Raw genomic sequence first — 18213 nt, 5'->3', positions numbered from 1 at the left:
TTGGTTTTCCATGAGCATATCACATCCAGACACTGTTCTTATTATTGACTTTGGTTCACAAGTTACACAACTTATTGCACGACGGGTGCGAGCAATGGGGGTATACTGTGAAATTGTTCCTTTTCAATTAGCTTTAGAAGCTACCAGACGGATCAATCCTAAAGCTATTGTTTTATCAGGGAGTCCTTATTCCGTTATGGATGAAAGTTCGCCGCGTGTTCCAATGGAAATTTTTGAGGCAGGTATTCCGATTCTTGGTATTTGCTATGGCGAACAAGTCATGTGTATTCAGCTTGGAGGAAAGGTTGAAGCTGGACATGAGCGTGAATTTGGGCGCGCTTTTTTGGAAGTACAAGAGAAGAGTGTACTTTTTGATGGAGTGTGGGAAAAAGGATCTTGTTATCAAGTATGGATGAGCCACGGTGACCGTGTGGCCGCTTTACCAAAAGGCTTTCGTATCATAGGAACCTCAAAAGGAGCTCCCTATGCGGCTATTGCGGATGAAAAAAGACATTTTTATGCGGTACAGTTTCATCCTGAAGTTATCCATACACCGGATGGTACAAAACTTTTGCAAAATTTTGTTCATAAGATCTCTGCTATTAAAGGTAATTGGTCAATGGCTTCTTATCGTGAGCAGGCAATTGCTACGATACGACAAAAAGTTGGGAAAAGTCGTGTGATTTGTGGTCTTTCAGGGGGAGTGGATTCATCTGTTGTAGCGGTACTCCTTCATGAAGCCATAGGAGATCAATTGACATGCATTTTGGTAGACCATGGGCTGATGCGCAAGAATGAAGCTGAAGAAGTTCTCACGCTCTTTCGTGATCATTATAATATAAAGCTTATTCACGTTAATGCTGCCGATATATTTCTTAATGCTTTAGAAGGTGAGACAGATCCAGAAAAAAAGCGCAAAACGATTGGTCGCCTTTTTATTGAAGTTTTTGAAGAAGAAACAAAAAAAATAGGAGGTGCAGAGTTTTTAGCACAAGGAACACTTTATCCAGATGTTATTGAGAGTGTATCTGCTATTGGGGAATCGGTAACCATTAAAAGCCATCATAATGTGGGAGGGTTACCAGAACAGATGAATATGAAGCTTGTAGAACCGTTGCGTGAACTCTTTAAGGATGAGGTTCGCTCGCTAGGGCGAGAGTTAGGGCTACCGGAGCAATTTATTGGTCGCCATCCTTTTCCAGGTCCCGGCCTTGCAATTCGGTGTCCAGGTGCTGTGACACATGAAAAATTAGAGATTTTACGCGAAGCAGATGCTATTTATCTTGAGGAAATCCGTAAGGCTGGTCTTTATGATGAAATTTGGCAAGCTTTTGCTGTTCTTCTGCCTGTTCAAACTGTTGGTGTTATGGGGGATGATCGCACTTATGAATTTGTTTGTGCTCTTCGCGCAGTCACATCTGTAGATGGAATGACTGCTGATTTTTATCCCTATGATATGGCATTTTTAAGTAAGACAGCAGCACGTATTATTAACGAAGTTAGAGGAATTAATCGTGTTGTGTATGATGTAACCTCAAAGCCTCCTGGTACCATTGAATGGGAATAATTGAAATGAAGGATAAACTTTTTAGGAATAAAATATGACTGAGGGTTTGATATTCAGAAAAATGTAGAAAAAATCTTTAAAAATGATTGTGCATTTTCATGTGATATAAGTTTTTATCTGAAAATCTGTACGTCAATATATTGAAAAGTGAGAAGTATGAAATTTTGCATGTCTGAGAAAAAAATTGTTGCACATCGTGGTGGAGCTCATCTTTATCCTGAAAATACTCTTTCTGCATTTAATAACGCCGTGGCGTTAGGTGCTGATGAAGTTGAATGTGACGTTCACTTGCTGAAAAGCGGTGAGGTGGTTGTTTTTCACGATTTTCATCTAGACCAATTGGTTGGCAAAAAGGGATATATTCACGACATTGATAATGAAACACGCAAACAACTCTGCGTGAAAGGAAGCCGAGAAGCACCTCCTTTATTAGAAGAGTTGCTTGATCTTCTAGCACCAACGAATGTTGCGTTACATCTTGAAATCAAAACATGTGGTGAAGTGGAGCGTGAAACAATATTATCCCAAAAAGCGCTTGCACTTATAAAAAGCCGCAATTTAACAGAACGGGTTTCTGCAATTAGTTTTGATCCTTTAGTTCTTCGTCCTTTTATTGAAGCAGGAATACCATCTGGTCCATGTGTTGATAATTTTGAAGGTGATATGTACCGTCATTTTTCTGAATGGAAACAATTGGGGTATACTGATCTAAGTTTAAATGGCTCTATTGTTTCACAGGATTTTATTGAATCAGCTCTTGAGGCTGGTTTTATTGTAGGGGTATGGACAATTAATGGAAAAGCTCGGTTATCACATTGGCTTGATATGCCTGTACATTATATTACGACAGATCAACCTGATCTTGCATTGACATTGCGAGCACAAAGGTAAAAAATACACCTTATAAAAGAAATTTCTGTACCTTCATAAAGCGAGCATAATGAAAGAAAGCAAGAAATATTTTTTACACGTAACAATAACACATTAATTTATAATGATAATTAATAGTTTTTCATGTTGAATGAGAATTCTTAACATATAAGGTTTTCTCATTTCAAATCTTTTTACAATAGATCAATCAAAATCATTCGTTTGCACATTACAAGTAGGCTTGGTATGTGGATAAACAGCTCGTGAGAAAAGAATAAAAATTTTCATTTAACGTTCTCAAATACAAGACTTGTTGAAGTATGAGGGTTCATAGAGTGGTGCTATTTTAACTTTTGAAGTATAAAAATGATGACGTGCAAAAAGTTTTATACGCTTTAGTGGAGGGACTTTTAACGATAAAGCCTCCATGGAAATAATGTAAAATCTATAGAGCCCTCTCGTCTTTACACTTTTGGAGAAGCAAGCCGATATCATCACACACTTTTCCAGCTTGTGGATGTTGCGACAACCCTTGGCACTTGAGACGGTTCATGATAGATATTTTTGTTTTTTCTTATACAATTTTGCCCATACGTCAGCTCTGCTTGTGGTATGCAAGCAAGAGATTTTGATTACTTCAACATACAGAGAGTTGAAATGAGAGAATCCTATGATATTCGAAGGTCTCATTAAAGATGAACAACGCTATATTATCTATATAAATCAATATATTATAGTGGCAATCATGAAATGGAGGGGGATGTATTGAAGATTTTTTTACAGAATGAAAATTGGGTAATACAATGCCGTTTTGTTTTGCATGAAGGGCACGACCCCATTATCAGGGAAGGAGGCCATTAAATACTTCAAAATAATTTTCTTCATTTTAAGAAAAAGTCTATTTGTCTCTTTGTTAAATGTAGTATTAACACCGTTTTAAGGTATAAATCGAAAGTTATAAGACAAATAACAAAAGAATAAACAACTCTTTTTTAAAAAGTAAGTCAAAATATTACAATAGTCATTGAATAACATTTACGATCTATATCTTTTTACCTATTTCCTTGTTTATTTAAACCTTCTCATTTTTAAAAATATTTACAAGCGAATGACTCATGAATACATAAGAAAGCTTATAAAAGAAAACGAATAAATCTAAACGAATTCATTTGACCTTTTGGTGGTTCCTGTTTAAATGAGCCAGCATATTTTTATAATAAAATCGGCATGGCATGTTCATGTGTGATACTATAAATTTAGGGGTAGTTTGTATTCCATCACTTCAGAAAGGGTGAACCATGAGTCGTTTTTATCTTTCCATAGTAGCCACGGTTGCTATCATAATAACAACAGCGGGAATAACAGAAGGTTTCGCGCAGACAAAAATTAGCTTTTGGCATTCTATGAGTGGTGAACTAGGAAAGCAAACTGAAAGTCTCATTAACGATTTTAATGCGAGTCAATCTGAATATAAAGTTATTTCTTCATATCGCGGTGAGTATGAAGAGGGTTTGATTTCACTCATTGCAGCATTTCGTGGAAAAAAACAGCCGGTGCTCGCTCAAATTTATGACGTTGGTACTGGAACTATGATGGCAGCAAAAGGCGCAATCTATCCATTTTATCAACTTATGGCTGATACAAAACAAGAGTTCGATCCTACAGATTATTTTCCTGCTATTAGTGGCTATTACTCCGATGAACAGGGGCGTATGGTTTCTATGCCATTCAATATTTCAACACCAATCCTTTATTATAACAAAGATATCTTTAAAAAAGCAGGGCTTGATCCAGAGCAGCCTCCTAAAACGTGGCAAGATATAGAAGATTTTTCCAAAAAAATTCTTGAGACTAAAGCGGCAACGTGTGGTTTTACAATGACTTATGCAGCTCAATGGATTGGTATAGAAAACTTTTCAGCGTTGCATAATGTTCCTTTTGGAACGAAGGAAAATGGCTTTAAAGGATTTGATTCAGAACTTACATTTAATGGACCTTTACAAGTGCGTATGTGGGCTGACTTAAAAAAGTGGTCTGATCAAGGTATTTTCCGCTATGGTGGTCCTGCTGGCGCATTAGATTCAACACCAATGTTTATGGCGCAAAATTGTGCAATTTTAATGCAATCTTCAGGATCATATGCTGGAATTGTTTCTGAAGCTCAGTTTAATGTGGGGGTTGGTATGCTACCATACTATAAGGATGCAGAAGGAGCGCCGCAAAATTCAGTTATTGGGGGAGCTTCTATTTGGGCATTTAAGGGACATACCCCAAAAGAATATGCTGGAGCAGCGGCTTTTCTTAAGTTTCTTTCAACAACAGAAAATCAAGCAAGATGGCATCAAGAAACAGGTTATCTTCCAACCACAAAAGCGACTTATGAATTAAGCAAAAAACAACATTTCTATGAAAAAACGCCAGGTGCTGATATAGCTATTAAACAGATCAACCTTAATCCTCCAACAGTTAATTCGAAAGGTATAAGATTTGGTAATTTACCACAAATCCGTACTATTCTTGATCAAGAGTTGGAAGCTGTTCTTCGTGGTTCAAAAACACCGAAAGATGGTTTAGATGAAACCGTTAAACGTGGAAATAAACTCTTGCGTGAATTTGAAAAATCCAATCATTAATTTCGTTTTATTGTTAAACATTAAAGACTCAACAAAAATCGTTGAGTCCTTTTTGTTTATCTTTTTAAAGTCTCTACATTTAAAGAGCCCTACGAATGCAAGAAAAGCATGCATATTTTAAAAATAGTCTCCTTTCTTACGGGTTGCTTTTTCCTCAGCTCCTTGTGACTTTTTTGTTTTTCTTTTGGCCTGCTGCTCAGGCAATAAAATCATCCTTTGAACGCGAAGATCCTTTTGGCTTTACAACAACTTTTATTGGCCTTGAAAATTATATAACCGTTCTTTCTGATCCTACTTATCGGCAGTCACTTCTTACAACCGCAGTATTTTCCATCTCAGTTACTGTCGCTTCAATGACAATATCGCTTCTTTTAGCTGTTTGTGTTGATCGTGTCATCCGTGCAAAAAAAGCTTATACAATGCTTTTGCTTTGGCCCTATGCTGTTGCTCCAGTATTGGCAGGTATATTATGGTTGTTTATCTTTCATCCCACTATTGGGATTATCCCTTTTCTTCTCGAAAAAATAGGGGTTTTATGGAATTATCGTATTAATGGCAATCAAGCGATGCTTCTTATTGTCATTGCGGCTAGCTGGAAACAGATTTCTTACAATTTTCTCTTTTTTCTTACAGGTCTTCAGTCCGTTCCGCGTTCTCAAATAGAAGCCGCAGCCATTGATGGTGCTGGTCCCTTTAAACGATTTTGGACTGTAGTTTTTCCGCAAATTTCACCAACGACATTTTTTCTTCTTATCGTTAATGTCAATTATGTTATGTTTGATACTTTTGGTATTATTGATAGCACAACTTCTGGAGGTCCTGCGCGTGCAACGAGCATCCTCGTTTATAAAGTATATGATGATGGCTTTAGAAATCAAATAATCGGTGCATCGGCAGCACAATCAACACTATTGATGTTGATGGTTATTGTCTTAACGTTTATCCAATTTCGCTGGATTGAGCGTCGTGTACAATATTAGGAAATAAGTTATGGTTGAAAATCGCCCTGTTTTGAAATTTCTAACCCATATAACGCTCATTGTTGGTATTATCATTATTTGCTTTCCAGTTTATGTTGCTATCATTGCATCAACTCATAGTTCAGCAGCATTTACCTCAGGAATACTTCCTCTTTTACCTGGAGAATATGCTCTGGAAAATTATAAAAAAGTCTTTGGTGATGGTCTTGCACAGCTCGGATTGCCCAATCTTTGGCCACTTTTAATGAATTCACTCATTATGGCTCTTGGGATTAGTATTGGAAAAATTATTATTTCACTTTTATCTGCTTATGCAATTGTTTACATGCGTTTTCCCTTCCGAAAAACTGCGTTTGTTCTTATTTTTGTTACATTGATGCTTCCTGTCGAAGTTCGTATTCTTCCAACCTATATGGTTGTTGCAAAATTGGGAATGATCAACACCTATAGTGGAATGATTATTCCACTTATTGCATCCGCAACCGCTACGTTTTTATTTCGCCAGTTTTTTTTGACTGTTCCAGATGAGCTCTTAGAGGCGGCACGTGTTGATGGTGCAGGACCATTTAAATTTTTTAAGGATATTCTCCTTCCTCTTAGTAAAAGCAATATTGCTGCTTTATTTATCATTATGTTCATTTATGGATGGATACAATATCTCTGGCCTCTTATCATCACAACGGATCAGAATCATCAAACAATCCTGATTATTTTAAAACAACTTATTGTTGAATCACTTCAACATGATCCTCAATGGAATATACTCATGGCAGTATCGGTCGTTGCCATGATACCGCCTGTTCTTGTTGTTATCTTCATGCAGCGGCTTTTTATCAAAGGCCTTATTGAAACGGAGAAGTAGGAGAAGTAATCGTGGCCATAATCCAGTTATCAAATATAAAAAAACAGTATGACAACGGCATTCTGGTCATTGATGATTTAAACTTAACTATTGCCGATAAAGAGCTTCTTGTTCTTGTCGGTCCTTCAGGGTGTGGAAAATCAACCTTATTACGTATTATTGCAGGACTTGAACAAGTCACCTCAGGTGAATTGTATATTGATAATGAACGTATCAATGATCGTGAACCAGCTGATCGTGATATTGCTATGGTTTTTCAAAATTATGCCCTTTATCCCCATATGACAGTTCGTGGAAACTTAGAATATGGTCTTAAAAATCGTAAAACCCCTAAAGAAGAAATAAAAAAACGTATCGCACATGCTGCAAAACTTTTAGAGATAGAACCATTTCTTGATCGTAAACCGCGACAATTATCAGGAGGACAACGCCAGCGTGTTGCAATGGGGCGTGTGATTGTACGTCAACCCCGCGTTTTTCTCTTTGATGAACCTCTTTCAAATCTTGATGCAAAATTACGGGCGCAAATGTGTATTGAGATAAAAACACTACAGCGTTCATTAGAAACAACCAGCCTCTATGTTACCCATGATCAACTAGAAGCCATGACATTAGCTGATAGAATAGTCGTTTTAAATAAAGGAGCTATCGAGCAAATTGGAACACCAATGGAAATTTACGACACTCCAGCAACAACATTTGTTGCTGATTTTATTGGTTCTCCTCCTATGAATTTTCTTGATCGTCATGTCCTAGAACAGCATTTAGGACATTCATTTTCTTGTGGTGAAGAAACTGATCTTTTAGCCTTCAGACCTGAAATCATCTTATTGGGCGAACATCCAGATAAAGGACCTACCTTTCACACACAAATTGAGCTTATCAAGCCTATCGGAACAGGTTGCCACGTTTTAACGCGTTGGAATGGTATCATTTTTACGATTGAAGTAAAAGAACGCCTTACAAGAGATTATGGTCAAAAATTAAGTTTCACTGTCGCTCATCAGGATTTTCATACTTTTAACAAAAACACTGGAAAACGCACAAGTAATAAGTAAACATTGATTAATGTGGAAGACTTTCTTTTATGCAGTCCCATAATAATTTTGCGATTTAGCTCTCTTGATTACATTCACAAAATCAGAGTATAGTCGATGAGATTAAAAACAAAATTTAAAAAATTTTGGTAATGATCCATTGTCACACATGACGCCGAGAACGTCTAAACATTCATAGAATGAAATCTTGCATTTTCATGATCTGTAAGAAGCATATTATTTTCAAACATAATTTTTTCTCATTATAGAAAAATATCAAGAGGGAATATCCATTTATTAACCATATTTCTGCTCATTTAGAAAGGTGCTTTATTCACAAAAAACAATATGTACCGTCTATTTCATGATGTAATAATTTATGTATCTTATAAAGAATAAATAAGAAAAATAGAGAGAAAATTATTCACAGATGATGGCATCATACATCCTAATAGCTTGATTTTGATCCGTTACATAAAAGTCCATTTTATCCATAAAAATGCGATACTGTTCTAGATAGTCTGTACGAGATAGGCGCTGTTTTACTTGACCGCCGACCAAATGATCTAGAATGGTTTCAGAGTTCTTATAATAAGGAGTATCTGTTGTTTCTACCAATCACGTAAATTAGAATACAATCTATAGGGATATACACCAAAACCTATTTCTTATGTAAATCACTATGTAATTTTGAGTGAGGGTGTCCAATCGGTTGTAAAAGAAATTATTGCGAGATAGAAGGGGCGCTTATTCTAGAATTTTCATTACCTTTCATGATACAGGTAGGTGAAATTGTATTGTAACATCCTATCAACCTTCCATATTCTCGAGGCAAAAATTATCTCTAGATCATCCTCAAACTGATCTTTATGAAAATAACACAAGAGATTGGTACAAACATCTGTAAAAATAAGCAGAGACAAAGCAGTTGCATTGTCATTGTTGTTTTACAAAGCATTTTATAAATTGACAGTTTATTAATGGTTTTATGATGTTGCTGATCCCCAATGTTACGACAGTTATTGAATTGTTTGAAGTATCAAGAATTATCGTAAAAGAAGCGTTGGAAAATAGAATGATAATGCTGATGGTTTGGGCACCATGAGGCAATAAATCCACTTATGACTTTATCCATCTTAGCCTCTATTGGACATAAATTTTTTCTGTAAAATCAACATTGTTTTATATTAATATTACCAATCATGAAGCTTGAGTGTCATTGGTTACATGATCATATACCTATGATTTTTATGAACTTTTTCTTCTTTTTTTCATAGAAGATTTTTTAATGTTTTGTGATAGCATCAATGATGGTATTCACATTATGTTCCATCATATCAAGATAAGTTGCTGCAGGGCCATTTTCATTTGACAATGCATCAGAATAAAGTGTTCCCCCAATTTTTAAGCCTGTTTCTTTTGAAATTTGTTTGATGAGACGGGGATTAGAGATATTTTCAACGAACAATGCTGCTGCCTTATTCGCTTTAATTTGTTTTATAAGTTTAGCAACATCAGCTGCGGTTGCTTCAGCTTCTGTTGAAGCGCTTTGGGGAGCAAGGATAGTGAAGCCATATTCTTTGGCAAAATAGCCAAAAGCATCATGAGATGTGATAATGATACGTTTATCTTGAGGGATGGTAGCAATTTTTGTTTTTAGGGTATCTTGTGCTGTTTTAAGCTTTTTAATGTATGTTTCGGTATTTTTATTGTAGTGAGTACAAGATTGTGGATCAATTTTACAAAAAGCAGCAGCGATATTTTTCACATAGATTTCGACATTGGGAATTGTTTGCCAAGCATGCGGATCAATAACGCTGTGATGGTGGTGATGGATGTTCTGTTCTTGATTTTTCGTTTCGAGGGGAGGAATATTAGCGCTAACCTCAACAAGAAGTGCTTTTGTACCGCTTGCTGTGATGAGACGGTCAATAAACCCCTCTAAATGAAGTCCATTGATGAAAATAATTTGAGCATTTCTAAGAGCTTGAGCATCATGAGGGGTCGGTTCATAAGTGTGGGTATTCGCATTGGGACCGACAAAAGTGGTCATAGAGATATGGTTTCCTCCTACATTTTTTACGAGATCGGCAAGAATAGAAAAGCTTGCAACAACTTGTATTTTATTGTGTGCAGAAGCAGAAAAGGGAGAAAAGGCAAACAATAAAGCAGTAAACAGAACAAATTTTTGAATAAACTTAGGCATATTTTTTCCTTAAAGTGAGGAAGTATAAAAAAGATGGGGAAACCATGTTACAATAAAACCGCGTGGACTTATTAGGCAGGAAACAAGATAAATAAATCCTGCGGCAATGATAATAGCAGGGCCTGAGGGCAGTGAAAGATGAAAAGAAAGCAGGAGACCACATACGCTAGAAATGATGCCAAAAAGAATGGAAAGCACACAAATAGGGATTAAGCGTGAAAACCAAAAACGGGCTGTAATCGCTGGAATCATCATAATGCCAACGGAAAGTAATGTTCCTAGGGATTGAAAGCCTCCAACCAGATTCAACACCACAAGTCCAAGCAATGAAATATGAATATATTTACTCAATGGAGAGAGTGATTTAAAAAAGAGGGGGTCAAAGCTTTCTAGGACAAGCGCACGCCAAAAAATAAAAAGGCTACAAAGTGTGATCAGCATTATGATAGTGATCAACCAAAGAGCCTGTGTATCAAGTGCAAGAACCGATCCAAATAAGAGATGAAGCAGTTCAATGGTTGAATTTTTCAGTGAGATAATAATGACACCTGCTGCAAGTGCAATAAGATAAAAGACGGTCATGGATGCATCTTCTTTCTGAAAGCTATTCCGTGAAATTAAAACGGTTGCTAAAGCAACAATAATGCCGGCAAAAATACCACCAAGTGTCATAGATATAAGGGAGAAGCCGCAAATAAGAAAAGCAGTTGCAACACCAGGAAGAATGGCATGAGAGATAGCATCTCCTGTCAAACTCATTCCACGGAGCATCAAAAATACACCAACAGGACAAGCGCTAATAGAGAGGAGAATAGAGCCGATAAGAGCGTTTTGCATAAAGCGGAAATCAACAAAGGGGGCAAGAAAAAATGCATACACGTCTTATAACCTAAGAAAAAGAGAATCATTAATAGGAGGGAGATTCTTTTGTGTACTAATACACAAAGAGTTGGAGGAAAGGGGAGGAATAACGTGGTGAATGGTGTTGTCGAGAAACTGTGTTGTTTCTCCATAAAAGGCGTTTTGTTGATTAATTTGAATCATTTGAGGAAAAAATTCTTGCACGACGAGAGGGTCATGGAGTGCTGTGAGAACTGTACGTCCTTGCTGTTTCCAGTACGTGATCAGTGCAAGAAGGTCTTTTTGAGTATTGCGGTCGATACCATTGAAAGGTTCGTCAAGCAAGATAATATCGGCATCTTGTACAATGATGCGTGCAAAAAGGGCGCGTTGTAATTGCCCACCTGATAATGTTTCAAGCGAACGGGTGGCAAGTGCTGTGAGTCCAACCATTTCAAGCGCATTCTGAATCTTAGAATCATAAGGGCGCTGGTTTTTCCATAATCCACAAAAGGACCATAATCCTGTTTTGATAAGCGTTTTCACATCAATTGGAAATGTTTGGTCTATATCACATTGCTGAGCAAGATAAGCAATGCGGCTTTTTTTCGGTTTTGTAATTTTCCCCTTAAGAGGTTTAATCAATCCAGCGATGGCTTTTAGCAATGTTGATTTTCCAGCACCGTTATCACCCGTTATTGCAACCAAAGAACCCGCTTTTAACTTTGCTGAAAAGCCCTTGATCGCTATTCTATTCCCATAGCCTAATGTTGTTTTTTTTAAGTGCAGATCCATAACTTATACCATCTTTGCTTATTATTTTGGATAACTATGTAATAATATAACGTTTGTCAATAAAATGTTATATTATTACATAATTTTGAGTGCTGAATATTTTAGTGGGGAGATCGTGGACAATTCAAAATAATGGTCGAATTTTTCTTGACGAAAGAGAGAGAGTATATACTATATATAGTATCAAAATGATTGGTGATTCTAAATAAGCACAAGAGAGGGTGTTAGTGTGTTTCGTTTGGTGTCTAAGTTATTTCCAATGTTATCGTAAAAGTTTGTTGAGCAAGGGTATAGCGATATTCTTGCTGAAAGATCTCTTTTAGAAGGATTTCCTTTCGTTTTTGTAATTGATTTTTGCCGTAAAAGAGTAAAAAAAGACTCTTGAAAACGGTGATTTAGAACGTTAGTTTTTTAGACAGCAGGAGGGAATTTTTTGCTAAGCAAAAGATTGTTTTATAACTGGGGGGTTATTTAAGTTGTAGAATAATCGCTTATTCTCATCATAGTCTTTGAAGTTATTTGATGAGGGATTTTGTTATGTTTAGAAAGCTGTGTGTTATTTGAAAATAATAATACGTTTTGCGTACGATTTCTGTTGTTTGTTATTCTTGAGTACCTATAAAATTATTAGATTGACTCTCTTAGGTAGGGTTGATTGTTTTGAATTGTGAAAGTTGAAGAAAATGTCGATCACTATTTATAGCAAACCATCTTGTGTCCAATGTGATGCTACACGCCGTGCTTTTGATGCAAAAGGCATTCATTATCGTGTTGTTGATATTTCCTGTGATGAACAAGCATACAGTTTTGTTCAATCTCTGGGGTATCGTCAGGTTCCTGTCGTTGTTTGTGGTGAGAATCATTGGTCTGGTTTTAGACCAGATATGATTAGTGGTCTTTGTGCTTAATGGGGCTTATTGTTTATTATTCGAGTGCAACGGGTAATACAGAACATTTTGTCTCGCAGCTTGGTCAAAAACTTTTCAAAATTGATAAAGGAAAGCCCTCTGTATTGGTTAGCGAGCCTTATGTACTGGTTGTTCCTACATATGCAGATGGTGAAGGAAGAGGGGCAGTGCCAAAAGCCGTTATCCATTTTCTTAATGAAGCTGAAAACCGCAAATTAATTCGTGGTGTCATTGGTGGTGGGAATCGTAATTTTGGTCGCTATTATAATTTAGCAAGTAAGATTATTGCTGAAAAATGTTGTGTCCCTTGCCTTTATCGTTTTGAGCTGCGTGGAACTGATGAAGACGTTATTTGTGTAAAAAAGGGATTGGAAAGATTTTGGAAACAATTGGTATAGAACAGTCGCAGAAATCAGAACAGATTACTGATTATCATGCGCTGAATGCAATGCTTAATCTCTATGATGAAAATGGTCATATTCAATTTGATATGGACCGGCTTGCCGCACGGCAATATTTTCTTCAGCATGTTAATCAGAATACAGTTTTTTTTCATAATCTGAAGGAAAAAATAGATTACTTAATAGAAGAAGGTTATTATGAAAAAGCTTTGTTTGAGCTTTATGATTTTTCTTTTATTAAAAAGCTTTTTAAACGTGCTTATGCATTTAAATTTCGTTTTCCTACCTTTTTAGGCGCATTTAAGTACTATACCAGCTATACGCTAAAGACTTTTGATGGGAAACGTTATCTTGAACGCTATGAAGATCGTGTCTGTCTTGTGGCTTTATATTTAGCACAAGGGAATAAAGCTCTTGCTGAAAGTTTTGTGGATGAAATTATTACAGGACGTTTTCAACCAGCAACGCCGACATTTCTAAATGCTGGCAAAAAACAACGTGGTGAATTGGTTTCGTGTTTTTTGCTACGTGTTGAAGATAATATGGAATCGATAGGTCGTTCGGTTAATTCGGCTTTGCAGCTTTCAAAACGTGGTGGAGGTGTGGCGCTTTGTTTGACCAATTTGCGGGAGGCTGGAGCGCCAATTAAGCAAATAGAAAATCAGTCCTCAGGTGTCTTACCGGTGATGAAGCTCTTGGAGGATTCTTTTTCCTACGCCAATCAGCTTGGGGCACGACAGGGGGCTGGAGCTGTTTATTTGCATGCTCATCATTTAGATATTATGAAGTTTTTGGATACAAAGCGTGAAAATGCTGATGAAAAAGTCAGAATCAAAACGCTTTCGCTTGGTGTCGTTATTCCTGATATTACTTTTGAGCTTGCACGGAATAATGAGGATATGTACCTCTTCTCATCTTATGATATTGAGCGTGTTACAGGCAAACCCTTTAGCGATATTTCTTTAACGGAGCATTATCGCTCCTTTGTTGATAATGCAAAGATTCGTAAAAAGAAAATAAGTGCACGCGTTTTTTTCCAGACACTAGCGGAAATTCAATTTGAGTCAGGTTATCCCTATATTTTATTTGAGGATACTGCTAATCGATCAAATCCGATAGCTGGGCGCATAAGTATGAGCAATTTATGTTCAGAAATTTTGCAGGTGAGTGAGGCGAGTGAACTGGAGACAGATTTAACGTATCGCACGATTGGAAGTGATATATCCTGTAATCTTGGATCCATGAATATTGCCAAAGCAATGGAAAGTCCTGATTTTGGACAGACCGTAGAATCTGCTGTTCGTGCTCTTACTGCGGTTTCGGATATGAGCAATATTGCTTGTGTACCTTCCATTGCGAAAGGCAATGCCGAAAGTCATGCGATTGGTTTGGGACAAATGAATTTGCATGGGTTTCTAGCGCGTGAGCAGATTTATTATGGGTCTCCAGAAGCGATTGATTTTACCAATATCTATTTTTATATTGTGACATATCACGCCATACGTGCTTCCAATTTAATTGCGCGCGAACGTCAAGAAATGTTTGCAGGGTTTGAAAAATCAGCTTATGCAGATGGACGTTTTTTCGAAAAATATATTGAAAAAGAATGGAAACCGGAATCTGCGCTTGTGCAAGAGCTTTTTGCACGGAATAATATTGTTGTTCCAAGTCAAAAGGATTGGCAGGAACTAAAAGATTTAGTTGTTAAGTATGGGTTGTATAATCGCAATCTACAGGCTGTTCCACCCACGGGATCTATTTCCTATATTAATCATGCCACTTCTTCTATTCATCCAATTGCTTCAAAAATTGAAATTCGCAAAGAGGGAAAAATTGGGCGCGTTTATTATCCCGCTCCTTATATGGATAATACGAATTTGAATTTTTACCAAGATGCTTATGAGATTGGGCCTGAAAAAATTATAGATACCTATGCTGTTGCAACACAGCATGTTGATCAAGGTCTTTCATTAACATTATTTTTTCCCGATACAGCGACCACACGTGATATTAACCGCGCACAAATTTATGCTTGGAAAAAGGGTATCAAGAGTATTTATTATGTACGACTGCGGCAAGTAGCATTAAGTGGAACAGAAGTAGATGGCTGTGTTTCGTGCAGTTTATAGGAGGTCATCATATGACAAAGATTACAACCAAAAATCCTGTTGTGTGTGCTGTTAATTGGAATAGATTGCATGATGAAAAAGATCTTGAAGTATGGAACCGCTTAACTGGGAATTTTTGGTTACCTGAGAAAGTTCCACTTTCCAATGATATTCCCTCATGGTCAAGCTTAACGGATGAAGAACGTAAATTAACAATTCGTGTTTTTACAGGATTAACGCTTCTCGATACAATTCAAAATACTGTAGGAGCCATTTCACTTCTGGCTGATGCGATAACAGAGCATGAGGAGGCGGTTTTGACGAATATTGCGTTTATGGAAGCGGTTCATGCACGTTCTTATTCCTCTATTTTTTCAACCCTTTGCTCGACGGTAGAAGTTGATGATGCATTTAGATGGTCGGAAGAAAATATTCATTTGCAGAAAAAGGCTAGATTAGTACTTGAGCGTTATGAAGCAAATGATCCACTCAAGAAAAAAATTGCTTCTACTTTACTGGAAAGCTTTTTATTTTATTCTGGGTTTTATTTGCCCATGTATTGGGCCAGTCGCGCTAAGTTAACCAATACAGCAGATCTCATTCGACTGATCATTCGTGATGAAGCGGTTCACGGTTATTATATAGGTTATAAATTCCAATTGGGCTTTGCAAAGCTTGATGAAGCCAAAAGACAAGAAATTAAAGATTTTGCTTTTAACCTGCTCTTTGACCTTTATAACATTGAGTGCAAATATACTGAAGATCTTTATGATGCACTTGGATTGACGGAAGATGTTAAAATTTTTCTTCATTATAATGCTAACAAGGCTTTAATGAATTTAGGTTTTGAAGCTCTTTTCCCCCCCGAGGTTTGTCGTGTTAATCCCGCTATTTTGGCAGCTTTATCACCAAATTCTGACGAAAATCATGACTTTTTTTCAGGGGCTGGTTCTTCTTATGTCATTGGCAAGGCGGTTGCTACCACGGATGATGATTGGGAATTTTAATGTTTGCATGCAAATAGAAGTGCGCGGGGTATTCCACTGAGGTCTTTGCGCATTTCTAAACATTGGAAGCCATTTGTTTCAAACAAATTGCAAACTTCTTTTTCTTGAGAGTAACCAATTTCAACAGCGATAGTGCCGTTTTCTTTTAAGTAGTTGGCTGCTTCATGGGCGAGCTTTCGATAAAAATCAAGACCATCTTTTCCACCGACAAGAGCGCGCAATGGATCATGTAAGCGCACTTCTTTTGCAAGTTTTTTGATATCTTTTGCGGGGATATAAGGTGGATTGGAAACAATAAAATCAAAGCGACCAGTGACAGAATCAAACCAATCGCTAAGAAGAGGTGTGAAGCGATGTATTACTTCAGCATTTTTTGCATTTTTTGTCGCTGTTTTAAGGGCATCTTCAGAAATATCGACAGCGACTGCATAGGATTGTGGAATTTGTTTAAGAATGGCAATGGCAATGGCGCCACTTCCTGTCCCCATATCAAGGAGTGTTATTTTTCTCGAATTTTCGACATATTTTTTGAGGAAAGGGAGAACAAGATCTATCAACGTTTCTGTATCAGGACGGGGTTCTAACGTCTCTTGAGATAAAGCGAAGGATATGCCATAAAATTCTCGTTCTCCTATAATACGGTAGACGGGTTCGCCTGCAATCCGCCGTTGGACAGCCTGTTCTATTTGTGTAATGTGCTCAGAAGATAGAGGCATATCTGGTTGAGAAATTCTTTCAGCAGCATTTATTCCTGTTATCCATTCAATGAGTATTTTCGCATCGAGATTGGCTTCAGAAATTCCTTTCATGCGCAATTTTTCTTGAGTTTGTTGGATGACATTTTTGAAAGAATATTTGTTCAATTATTGTCCATTTCCATCAGCAGTGCTGTTTGGTGATCTGAGATGAGTGCATGAATAAGCTCATCAAGATCTCCTTCCAAAATGCGATCAAGCTTATACAGGGTCAGATTAATACGGTGATCCGTGATGCGTCCTTGTGGAAAATTATAGGTACGAATACGTTCTGAACGATCACCAGAACCAACTTGGCTCTTACGGGAAGCTGAACGTTCATTTTCCGCTTTTTGTCGTTCGATATCGAATAAGCGTGCCCGTAAAATTTGAAGGGCTCGTGCTCGGTTTTGATGTTGTGATTTTTCTGCTTGTACGACCATAATTCCTGTTGGAATATGCGTGATACGAACAGCTGAATCCGTTGTATTAACATGCTGTCCTCCTGCTCCAGATGCACGCATTGTGTCGATACGAATATCTTCAGGACGAATATCAATATCAATATCTTCAGCCTCTGGAAGTACAGCAACGGTAGCAGCAGATGTATGGATACGTCCACCTGTCTCTGTTTCAGGGATGCGTTGCACACGATGGACACCTGATTCATATTTCAATTTAGAAAAAACACCTTTTCCTGAAATGCTAGCAATAATCTCTTTATATCCGCCAACTTCCCCCTCACTGAGTGAAATAACTTCTACTTTCCAATGGTGAGCATGGGCATAACGTTCATACATGCGAAAAAGATCACCGGAAAAAAGTGCTGCTTCTGATCCACCCGTTCCTGCTCGAATTTCAATAATAGCGCTTTTTTCATCAGCAACATCTTTAGGCAAAAGCAGAATCTGGAGTTCTTTTTCAAATTGCTCTCCTTTTTTATATAACGATGGTAGCTCTTCCTGGGCAAGATTACGCATCTCGATATCTGTTTGTTTATCGTTGATAATCGTTTCTAATTCTGTAATCTCTTCGTAAAGAGCATTTAATGCGCGTATAGAGGCAATAACGGGTTGTAGTTCTGCATATTCAGAAGCTAATTTGACATATGTTTCAGCATTTGGATTTGTTGTCATTTGGCTTTCAATTATTTCAAAGCGCTTTTCAAGCTGTTTCATACGATCTTGTGGCAAAGAAACCATGATAATACTGGCCTAATTTTTCATAATACAATTTTTATAATATTTTTTTGCAATGATTTTTTG

15 protein-coding genes are annotated in these 18213 nt (G+C 37.2%); 10 read left to right on the top strand and 5 right to left on the bottom strand.

Annotated elements, in window-relative coordinates:
• Positions 1-10: 10 nt before the first annotated feature.
• The 6 genes from guaA (at position 11) to ACFINC_RS05620 (ending at position 7970) form a co-directional block, all read left to right on the top strand.
• Positions 11-1567, top strand: a complete 1557-nt coding sequence (gene guaA, locus ACFINC_RS05645) for a glutamine-hydrolyzing GMP synthase (RefSeq protein WP_375616492.1) — start codon at positions 11-13, stop codon at positions 1565-1567.
• Positions 1568-1735: 168 nt separating this feature from the next.
• Positions 1736-2458: a glycerophosphodiester phosphodiesterase gene (locus ACFINC_RS05640; protein WP_375616463.1), complete on the top strand. Its 723-nt coding sequence runs from the start codon at positions 1736-1738 to the stop codon at positions 2456-2458.
• A gap of 1277 nt (positions 2459-3735) precedes the next feature.
• Positions 3736-5070, top strand: coding sequence for a sn-glycerol-3-phosphate ABC transporter substrate-binding protein UgpB (ugpB, locus tag ACFINC_RS05635; RefSeq protein WP_375616462.1), 1335 nt, complete (start codon positions 3736-3738; stop codon positions 5068-5070).
• A 95-nt stretch (positions 5071-5165) separates the two neighbouring features.
• Positions 5166-6050, top strand: coding sequence for a sn-glycerol-3-phosphate ABC transporter permease UgpA (gene ugpA / locus ACFINC_RS05630; protein ID WP_375616461.1), 885 nt, complete (start codon positions 5166-5168; stop codon positions 6048-6050).
• Between the two features lie 10 nt (positions 6051-6060).
• The gene (gene ugpE, locus ACFINC_RS05625; RefSeq protein ID WP_375616460.1) at positions 6061-6912 is read left to right on the top strand and encodes a sn-glycerol-3-phosphate ABC transporter permease UgpE; all 852 of its coding nucleotides are present in this window, start codon (positions 6061-6063) and stop codon (positions 6910-6912) included.
• 11 nt (positions 6913-6923) lie between these two features.
• Complete coding sequence (locus ACFINC_RS05620) at positions 6924-7970, top strand: sn-glycerol-3-phosphate import ATP-binding protein UgpC (RefSeq protein ID WP_375616459.1); 1047 nt, start codon at positions 6924-6926, stop codon at positions 7968-7970.
• A gap of 1264 nt (positions 7971-9234) precedes the next feature.
• Here ACFINC_RS05620 and ACFINC_RS05615 read toward each other — a convergent pair.
• The 3 genes from ACFINC_RS05615 to ACFINC_RS05605 are packed head-to-tail and all read right to left on the bottom strand — an operon-like array spanning position 9235 to position 11790.
• Positions 9235-10155: a metal ABC transporter solute-binding protein, Zn/Mn family gene (locus tag ACFINC_RS05615; RefSeq protein WP_375616458.1), complete on the bottom strand. Its 921-nt coding sequence runs from the start codon at positions 10153-10155 to the stop codon at positions 9235-9237.
• A 9-nt stretch (positions 10156-10164) separates the two neighbouring features.
• Positions 10165-11034, bottom strand: coding sequence for a metal ABC transporter permease (locus ACFINC_RS05610; protein WP_375616457.1), 870 nt, complete (start codon positions 11032-11034; stop codon positions 10165-10167).
• A 3-nt stretch (positions 11035-11037) separates the two neighbouring features.
• A complete protein-coding gene (locus ACFINC_RS05605) occupies positions 11038-11790 on the bottom strand; it encodes an ABC transporter ATP-binding protein (RefSeq protein WP_375616456.1) in 753 nt (250 codons plus the stop codon).
• Between the two features lie 683 nt (positions 11791-12473).
• Between ACFINC_RS05605 and nrdH the strand changes: the two genes are divergently transcribed.
• The 4 genes from nrdH to nrdF are packed head-to-tail and all read left to right on the top strand — an operon-like array spanning position 12474 to position 16214.
• Entirely contained in the window at positions 12474-12698 is a 225-nt protein-coding gene (gene nrdH, locus ACFINC_RS05600; RefSeq protein ID WP_005774163.1) for a glutaredoxin-like protein NrdH, read from the top strand.
• The gene (gene nrdI / locus ACFINC_RS05595; protein WP_375616455.1) at positions 12698-13096 is read left to right on the top strand and encodes a class Ib ribonucleoside-diphosphate reductase assembly flavoprotein NrdI; all 399 of its coding nucleotides are present in this window, start codon (positions 12698-12700) and stop codon (positions 13094-13096) included. The genes nrdH and nrdI overlap by 1 nt, the downstream gene beginning before the upstream one ends.
• Entirely contained in the window at positions 13078-15228 is a 2151-nt protein-coding gene (gene nrdE, locus ACFINC_RS05590; protein ID WP_375616454.1) for a class 1b ribonucleoside-diphosphate reductase subunit alpha, read from the top strand. Before nrdI ends, nrdE begins: the two co-directional genes overlap by 19 nt.
• An 11-nt stretch (positions 15229-15239) precedes the next feature.
• The gene (gene nrdF / locus ACFINC_RS05585) at positions 15240-16214 is read left to right on the top strand and encodes a class 1b ribonucleoside-diphosphate reductase subunit beta (protein WP_273722534.1); all 975 of its coding nucleotides are present in this window, start codon (positions 15240-15242) and stop codon (positions 16212-16214) included.
• Here nrdF and prmC read toward each other — a convergent pair.
• Together prmC and prfA are read right to left on the bottom strand one after the other, a co-directional pair.
• A complete protein-coding gene (prmC, locus tag ACFINC_RS05580; RefSeq protein WP_375616453.1) occupies positions 16211-17077 on the bottom strand; it encodes a peptide chain release factor N(5)-glutamine methyltransferase in 867 nt (288 codons plus the stop codon). The two genes, nrdF and prmC, sit on opposite strands and share 4 nt — an antisense overlap.
• On the bottom strand, positions 17074-18150 hold the full coding sequence (prfA, locus tag ACFINC_RS05575; RefSeq protein WP_375616452.1) for a peptide chain release factor 1: 1077 nt from the start codon (positions 18148-18150) through the stop codon (positions 17074-17076). Before prfA ends, prmC begins: the two co-directional genes overlap by 4 nt.
• Between the last annotated feature and the right edge of the window lie 63 nt (positions 18151-18213).

Source organism: Bartonella sp. AP58NXGY (assembly GCF_042195785.1).
Taxonomy (GTDB): Bacteria; Pseudomonadota; Alphaproteobacteria; order Rhizobiales; family Rhizobiaceae; genus Bartonella.
Note: the sequence above shows the minus strand (reverse complement) of the source record. Positions and strands in the feature narration are given on the sequence as shown.

Bases quoted from the DNA above. Each gene is read 5' to 3' on its own strand.
- ACFINC_RS05615 (WP_375616458.1), bottom strand. From the start codon at position 10,155: ATGCCTAAGTTTATTCAAAAATTTGTTCTGTTTACTGCTTTATTGTTT.
- ACFINC_RS05605 (WP_375616456.1), bottom strand. From the start codon at position 11,790: ATGGATCTGCACTTAAAAAAAACAACATTAGGCTATGGGAATAGAATA.
- nrdF (WP_273722534.1), top strand. From the start codon at position 15,240: ATGACAAAGATTACAACCAAAAATCCTGTTGTGTGTGCTGTTAATTGG.
- ugpB (WP_375616462.1), top strand. From the start codon at position 3,736: ATGAGTCGTTTTTATCTTTCCATAGTAGCCACGGTTGCTATCATAATA.
- ugpA (WP_375616461.1), top strand. From the start codon at position 5,166: ATGCAAGAAAAGCATGCATATTTTAAAAATAGTCTCCTTTCTTACGGG.
- nrdH (WP_005774163.1), top strand. From the start codon at position 12,474: ATGTCGATCACTATTTATAGCAAACCATCTTGTGTCCAATGTGATGCT.
- guaA (WP_375616492.1), top strand. From the start codon at position 11: ATGAGCATATCACATCCAGACACTGTTCTTATTATTGACTTTGGTTCA.
- ugpE (WP_375616460.1), top strand. From the start codon at position 6,061: ATGGTTGAAAATCGCCCTGTTTTGAAATTTCTAACCCATATAACGCTC.
- ACFINC_RS05640 (WP_375616463.1), top strand. From the start codon at position 1,736: ATGTCTGAGAAAAAAATTGTTGCACATCGTGGTGGAGCTCATCTTTAT.
- nrdI (WP_375616455.1), top strand. From the start codon at position 12,698: ATGGGGCTTATTGTTTATTATTCGAGTGCAACGGGTAATACAGAACAT.
- prfA (WP_375616452.1), bottom strand. From the start codon at position 18,150: ATGGTTTCTTTGCCACAAGATCGTATGAAACAGCTTGAAAAGCGCTTT.